Source organism: Lentzea sp. (genome assembly GCF_035525475.1).
GTDB lineage: Bacteria > Actinomycetota > Actinomycetes > Mycobacteriales > Pseudonocardiaceae > Lentzea.
Map to the genome: position 1 here is coordinate 43,558 of NZ_DATLEC010000235.1, position 6,139 is coordinate 49,696.

Annotated in this window: 6 protein-coding genes; all 6 read right to left on the reverse strand. The window is 72.1% G+C overall.

Going from position 1 to position 6,139, the window contains the following annotated elements; all coding sequences use genetic code 11:
- Positions 1-2: 2 nt before the first annotated feature.
- On the reverse strand, positions 3-1,784 hold the full coding sequence (gene recN, locus VM306_RS35670) for a DNA repair protein RecN (RefSeq protein WP_325522876.1): 1,782 nt from the start codon (positions 1,782-1,784) through the stop codon (positions 3-5).
- 80 nt (positions 1,785-1,864) lie between these two features.
- A complete protein-coding gene (locus VM306_RS35675) occupies positions 1,865-2,755 on the reverse strand; it encodes an NAD kinase (protein ID WP_325522878.1) in 891 nt (296 codons plus the stop codon).
- Entirely contained in the window at positions 2,752-3,549 is a 798-nt protein-coding gene (locus VM306_RS35680) for a TlyA family RNA methyltransferase (protein ID WP_325522879.1), read from the reverse strand. Before VM306_RS35680 ends, VM306_RS35675 begins: the two co-directional genes overlap by 4 nt.
- Positions 3,550-3,555: 6 nt before the next feature.
- A complete protein-coding gene (locus VM306_RS35685) occupies positions 3,556-3,723 on the reverse strand; it encodes a hypothetical protein (RefSeq protein ID WP_325522880.1) in 168 nt (55 codons plus the stop codon).
- A 4-nt stretch (positions 3,724-3,727) separates the two neighbouring features.
- On the reverse strand, positions 3,728-4,522 hold the full coding sequence (locus VM306_RS35690) for an HAD-IIA family hydrolase (protein WP_325522881.1): 795 nt from the start codon (positions 4,520-4,522) through the stop codon (positions 3,728-3,730).
- Positions 4,519-6,139 (reverse strand): hypothetical protein (locus VM306_RS35695; protein WP_325522883.1); only part of this gene is annotated, 1,621 nt, incomplete at its 5' end. The genes VM306_RS35695 and VM306_RS35690, both read right to left, overlap by 4 nt.

Below are 6,139 nucleotides of genomic sequence, written 5' to 3' on the forward strand. Positions count from 1 at the left end.
CCTCAGGCCTTCTTCTTGCGCCGCCTCACCACGGGCGCCGACGACTTGTCCGCCTTCGCCGCCGCCAGCAGCTCCTCGGCGTGCGCCCGGCCGGTGTCGGTCGAGTCCATGCCGGCGAGCATGCGGGCCAGTTCCACCACGCGCTGCGTCTCGTCGAGCCTGCGCACCGCGGATCGCGTGAACGTGCCGTCGGCGGACTTGTCCACCACCAGGTGCCTGTCCGCGAACGCCGCCACCTGCGGCAGGTGCGTCACCACGATGACCTGGTGCGAGCGGGCCAGCCTGGCCAGCCTGCGGCCCACCTCGACGGCGGCGCGGCCGCCGACGCCGGCGTCCACCTCGTCGAAGACGAGGGTCGGCACCGGGTCGGAGTGCGACAGCACCACTTCGAGCGCCAGCATCACGCGCGAGAGCTCGCCACCCGACGCGCCCTTGTGCACCGGCAGGGCCGGGGCGCCGGGGTGCGAGATCAGGCGGAGCTCCACGTCGTCGACGCCGGAGGCGCCCGCGTGCAGGATCGAGCGGCCGACCGGAAGGGCCTGCGCGTCGCCGGACTCGGCGTGGCGGGGGCGCACGGCCAGTTCGACCGAGGCGTGCGGCATCGCGAGGCCGTCGAGCTCCTCGGTGACGGCCTTGCCCAGTTCGAGGGCGGCCTCGACGCGGGCGGCGGTGACGCGTTCGGCCAGCGCCGCCAGTTCCACGGCCAGCGCGTCGCGGCGCTGGGCCAGGCCGGTCAGGGCCTCCTCGGAGGTGTCGAGGCCGTCGAGGCGCGCTCGGGCGTCGGCGGCCCAGGCGATCACGCCGTCGACGTCCGCCGCGTACTTGCGGGTCAACGACTTCAGCTCGGCTTGGCGCTGCAACACGGCTTCGAGGCGGCCGGGGTCGGCTTCCAGGTGGTCGAGGTAGCCGGAGATCTCCGCGCCGACGTCGGCGAGCAGCGTGGCGGCCTCGACCAGGCGCGGTTCCATCTCGCGCAGCTTCGGGTCCTCGGAGACGGACAGGCGGCGGGCGGCCTCGGAGATCAGGCCGAGCGCGCCGGGGTTGTCCGGGTCGCCCTCCAGGGAGCCGGACACCGCGAACTGCGCGCCCTGGGCGGCCTCGCGGAGCTGGTCGGCGTCGGCGAGGCGGCGGGCCTCGTCGTGCAGCTCGGACTCCTCGCCCGGCTTGGGGTCGACCGCGTCGATCTCGGTCAGGCCGTGCCGCAGCAGGTCGGCCTCGCGCGCGAGCTCGCGGGAACGTTCGGTGCGCTCCTTCAGCTCAGTCGAGACGCGCAGCCATTCCTCGCGCACGGACTGGTAGGAGCGCAACGGCTCGGCCACGTCCTCGCCGGCGAAGCGGTCCAGCACGCCGCGCTGCTCGGTCGGGCGCATGAGGCGCAGCTGGTCGTTCTGACCGTGGACGGCGATCAGCTGCTCCGCCAGCTCGGACAGCACGCCGACCGGCACGGAGCGACCGCCGACGTGCGCGCGGGAGCGGCCGTCGGCACCGACGGTGCGGATCGCGATCAGCGACCCGTCCTCGTCGGCCTCCCCGCCGACCTCCTCCGCCACCTTCGCGGCAGGGCTGCCCGCCGGAGCCTGGAAGCGGCCCTCGACCACCGCCTTGTCCGCTCCGGTGCGCACGCGGGACGCCTCAGCACGGCCGCCGCCGAGCAGGTGCAACCCGGTCACGACCATGGTCTTGCCCGCGCCCGTCTCACCGGTGACTACGGTGAACCCGGGGTCCAGTTCAAGGGTGGCCTCGTCGATCACGCCAAGGCCATTGATGCGCATCTCGGCCAGCACAGGGCGAACCTTACTTGTCGAGTCCGACATTTCCTCGCGGGCACCATAACGAGCCAGTGCCGACGCACCGAGCGGCGCGATCAGCCTGCCGATGGCCCCCGCCATCCCTTCACCGGCAGGTCGAACTTCTCGACCAGCCGGTCAGTGAACGGAGCCTGGTGCAGCCGCACGACCTTGAGCGGCACCTCGCCTTCCACGATCTCGATCCGCGCGCCCGCGGGCAGCTCGAACGTGCGCCGCCCGTCCGCGGACAGCGCCGCCGGGTGCCCGGTCGCCTCGATCTCGAACGCCACGTGCGACTTCGGCGACACGACCAGCGGCCGGGCGAACAGCGCGTGCGCGTTGCTCGGCACCACCAGGATCGCCTGCACGTCCGGCCACACGACCGGGCCGCCCGCCGAGAACGCGTAGGCCGTCGAGCCCGTCGGCGTCGCGCACAGCACGCCGTCGCAGCCGAACGCCGACACGGGCCGCCCGTCCACCTCGACGACGACCTCGAGGATGCGTTCGCGGATCAGCTTCTCGACGCTGACCTCGTTGAGCGCCCAGGTCTCCACGACGACCTCGCCGTTGACCTTCGCGACGAGGTCGAGCGTCATGCGCTCTTCCACGAAGTAGTCGCGTTCCAGCACATGGCCGACGGCCTCGTGCAACGCGTCCGAGTCGGCCTCCGCGAGGAACCCGACGCGGCCGAGGTTCACGCCCAGCACCGGCACCCCCGCCGGACGGGCCAGCTCGGCGCCGCGCAGGAACGTGCCGTCACCGCCGAGGACGAGCACCAGCTCGGTGCCCTCGGCGGAATGGTCGTCGGCGGGCACGACCTTGGTGCAGCACGACGGGCCGAGGTCACGCGCCTCGTCGTCGAGCACTCTCGTCGTGACGCCTCCGACCGCGAGACGGCCGGCCACCTGGCGGGCGAGATCGACGTTGCTCTGGTGCCCGGTGTGGACGACCAGCAGGACTTCCCTCATTGGGGCCCTTCTTCGACGGCGGTGCGCACCATCTCCGCGGGGTCGACCGGGTCGCCCTTGCGGAGCCAGAGGAAGTACTCGACGTTGCCGGACGGTCCGGGCAGCGGGCTCGCGACGACCCCGTGCACGGCCAGACCCGACTGCTCCGCGGCCTTGGCCACCTCGAGGACGACTTCGGCACGGAGCTCCGGGTCGCGCACGACGCCACCCGAACCGAGCCGTTCCTTGCCGACCTCGAACTGCGGCTTGACCATCGGCAGCAGATCGCCCTCCTCGTCGAGGCACGCGGCCAGTGCGGGAAGCACAAGCCTCAACGAGATAAACGAAAGATCGGCCACCACGAGTTCAACCGTGCCGCCGATGTCCTCGGGCGTGAGGGTGCGGACGTTGGTCTTGTCCTTCACGACGACCCGGTCGTCGGTCTGCAGCTTCCAGTCGAGCAGACCCCTGCCGACGTCGGCCGCGACGACCTGCCGTGCGCCTTTGCGCAGCAGCACGTCCGTGAAACCGCCAGTGGATGCGCCGGCGTCGAGACAACGCCTGCCGGTGGGGTCGATCTTGAAACCTTCGAGCGCGCCGATGAGCTTGTGCGCGCCCCTGGACGCCCAATTGGGATCGTTGTCGAGATCCTTCACGACGACCGCGTCGGAGGTCTCCACGGCGGTCGCGGGCTTCGTCGCGACGGTGCCGCGCACCGTGACGCGGCCGTCCGCGACAAGTTGGCTGGCGTGCTCACGGGACCGGGCGAGCCCCCTGCGCACGAGTTCGGCATCGAGCCGCACTCTGCGAGGCACTGTGCGTCACACCCTGTCGATGCTCGACAGTGCGTCGGTGAGCGTCGCATGTACGGCGTCGAACCGCGCCACGTGCTCGGCGAGGGGAACGTTCTCGAGCCCGTCGAGCCTCTCCAGCGCGCCGTCGATGGCGTCGGCCGGGTTGGGCGGCGGTCCGGGCAGGGGGTAGTTCACAGACCTACGGTAGCCGATGGAGTACCGACAGGTCCGCGCCGACGTACGTGGGCTTCTGCTCATCCGGAAGCGCTTGCGCCTCTTCCTCCGTCGACACGCCCGTGAGCACGAGCAGCGAGTCCATGCCGGCGTTGACCGCGCCCAGGACGTCGGTGTCGAGCCGGTCACCGACCACCAGGGGCCGCTGCGCGCCGAGGTCCTTCGCCGCCTGCTGCAGCAGCGGGGTGGCGGGCTTGCCGGCGACGAGCGGCTCCTGGCCGGTCGCGGTCCTGAGCGCCGCGACGAGCGAGCCGTTGCCGGGCAGGAGGCCGCGATCGGTGGGCAGGGTGGCGTCGACGTTGCACGCCACCCACAGCGCACCGGAACGGATGGCCACCGCGGCCTCGGCCAGCTCGCACCAGCCGAGGTCCATGGACAGCCCTTGCAGGACCGCCACCGCGCCTTCGGCGGTGTCGGTCGGGATGAGACCGCGCTTGAACACCTCGGCCTCGAGGGCCTTGGTGCCGAGCACGAGCACGGTGGACCGCGTCGGCAGACGTTCGGCCAGCATGGCCGCGCCCGCCTGCGCGGAGGTGCTCACCTCGTCGACGCTCGTGTCGAACCCGAGCTCGACGAGGTGGTCGGCGACCGCCTGCGGTGAGCGAGAGGCGTTGTTGGTGACGAACCGGATCCCGATGCCGTGCTCTCTTGCCCTGGCGACGGCTTCCACCGCACCCGGCACGACCTCTTTGCCGCGGTAGACGGTGCCGTCGAGATCGATCAGCAACGCGTCGTACCGGTCGACCAACGTCTCGCTCACTGCTGCGGGGTCTCCTCCTGGGTCAGCTCGAACGCGCGCTCGGCGGCGTCCGTCTCCCCTTCGTCGTCAGCCTCGGCGGCGTTGAGGAACCACTTGACCGCTTCCTCGGTACGACCGGCCGCGGCCAGGTTGTCTGCGTAAGCGTAGAAGAGTCGCGCGGAGTAGGGAGTGCGCTGCCCCGGATCGAGGTCCGGTCCCTGCAACGCGATGACGGCCGCGTCGAACTGGCCCATGTCACGACGAGCGCCGGCCGCGACGATCCGCAGCTCGATCTCGTCCTCCTGGCTGAGCTCCTTGGCCGACGGGTCCTTGGCGAGGTCGATGGCCCGCTCGGGACGCCCGAGCGCCCGCTCGCAGTCGGCCATGATCGCCAGGTGGCCCGGCCCCGTCATCATCCGGCGCGCGGCCCGCAGCTCGCTGAGAGCCTCGGCCCACTCGTCCGCGAAGTAGGCGGTGAGACCCGCCGCTTCCCGCACGACGCCGACCCGCGCCGCCTTGCTGCGCGCGTACCGGGCGTGCTCCAGCGCGAGCTGCGGGTCCTCGTCGATCAGCAGCCCGGCCGCGGCCAGGTGCCGTCCGATGATCTCCGCGAGCCCCTTGGGGAGGCTGCGCAGCTCGGCCTTGATCTCCGGGTCGAGCAGGGAGAGGTCGGCCTCCTCCGGCAGCTCGGGACGTCCGCCGCGGGGGGCGGGGGCCTCGTCGAGCTGCTCGGCCTGGGGGCCGTCGGCGTCGCCGGACTCGTCACCCGAGGGAGCGTCGTCCGAAGGCTTGCCGCCGGACGGCTCGTCGTCGGAGCCGGCATCGGCGTCGGTGTTGACGTCGGCGGCAACGGCGTCGTCGGTGGCCTTCACGCCCTCGACGTCGTCCTCACCGTCCTCGTTCCCGGAAACCTGCCCGCGGCTCGCGGCACGGCTGGCCGCCGCACCGTCACCGAGGCGGTAGCCGGCGCGCTCGCCGCCGGAGGTCACCTCAGGGGTCGCCTCGGAGGCGCCCTCGCCGGTGCTCTCCTGGTCGGTCAGACGCTCCTGGAAGCGTGCCGCACGCTCACGGCTGCGCTCGTCACGACGGTCGTCGCGCTGGTAGGCGGGACGCTCGTCGTTGCGCGAGCTGTCGCGGTCGGCGGGACGCGAGTCGCGGCGGTCGTCCTTGCGGTATCCGCCACGGTCGCTGGACCGGTCGTTCGAACGGTCGCCGCGATACCCACCACGATCGCTCGACTCGCTCTTGCGGTAACCCGGACGGTCGCCGGAACCCTGGCCCCGGTGGCCGCCGCGGTCGCTCGACTCGCTCTTGCGGTAGCCGCCGCGATCACCCGAGTCGTCCTTGCGGTACCCGCCACGATCGCTCGAACGGTCGCCGCCGCGGTAACCGCCGCGGTCGCCGGAGGAGTCGTCCTTGCGGTAGCCGGGACGGTCGCCGGAACCCTGGCCGCGGTAACCGCCGCGATCACCGGAGCTGTCCTTGCGGAAGCCGGGTCGGTCACCGGAATCGCTCTTCCGGTAGCCACCACGGTCGTCGGAACGGTCGCCGCGATATCCGCCGCGGTCGCTCGACTCGCTCTTGCGGTACCCGGGACGATCACCCGACTCGCTCTTGCGGTACCCGGGACGGTCGCTC